Origin of the sequence: Anaerococcus sp. HMSC075B03, assembly GCF_001815585.1 — a bacterium.
Lineage (GTDB): Bacteria > Bacillota > Clostridia > Tissierellales > Peptoniphilaceae > Anaerococcus > Anaerococcus vaginalis.
The window spans coordinates 1-1,022 of sequence record NZ_KV821211.1; the positions used below are offsets into that span (position 1 = coordinate 1).

The following is a 1,022-nucleotide window of genomic DNA, read 5'->3' on the forward strand; positions in this document are numbered from 1 at the left end:
AAACGAAAAATGACAAAAGTCAAGATCAAACAATAATTGAGAGTTTGATCCTGGCTCAGGATAAACGCTGGCGGCGTGCATAACACATGCAAGTCGAACGATGAAACTTAGCTGATTTCTTCGGAATGAAAATAAGTGGATTAGTGGCGAACGGGTGAGTAACACGTGAGTAACCTGCCTTACACAAGGGGATAGCCTTTGGAAACGAAGAATAATACCCTATAAAGTTAGTCAATCGCATGGTAGACTAACCAAAGATTTATCGGTGTAAGATGGACTTGCGTCTGATTAGCTAGTTGGTGAGATAAAAGCCCACCAAGGCGACGATCAGTAGCCGGCTTGAGAGAGTGTACGGCCACATTGGGACTGAGACACGGCCCAAACTCCTACGGGAGGCAGCAGTGGGGAATTTTGCACAATGGGGGAAACCCTGATGCAGCGACGCCGCGTGATTTAGAAGGCCTTCGGGTTGTAAAAATCTTTTTTATGGGATGAAAATGACAGTACCATAAGAATAAGGTCCGGCTAAATACGTGCCAGCAGCCGCGGTAATACGTATGGACCGAGCGTTGTCCGGAATCATTGGGCGTAAAGGGTACGTAGGCGGCCTAGTAAGTTAGAAGTGAAATAATATAGCTCAACTATATAAAGCTTTTAAAACTGTTAGGCTTGAGAGATGAAAGGGAAAGTGGAATTCCTAGTGTAGCGGTGAAATGCGCAGATATTAGGAAGAATACCGGTGGCGAAGGCGACTTTCTGGTCATCATCTGACGCTGAGGTACGAAAGCGTGGGTAGCAAACAGGATTAGATACCCTGGTAGTCCACGCTGTAAACGATGAGTGTTAGGTTCTTGGAATAATCTGGGAGCCGCAGCTAACGCATTAAACACTCCGCCTGGGGAGTACGCACGCAAGTGTGAAACTCAAAGGAATTGACGGGGACCCGCACAAGCAGCGGAGCATGTGGTTTAATTCGACGCAACGCGAAGAACCTTACCAAGTCTTGACATAATACGGAGGGA

General features: G+C 46.8%; 1 rRNA gene. It reads left to right on the top strand.

What is annotated here, in order from left to right:
• Nucleotides 1-32: 32 nt before the first annotated feature.
• Nucleotides 33-1,022, top strand: a 16S ribosomal RNA gene (locus HMPREF3045_RS08930); the annotation flags it as partial.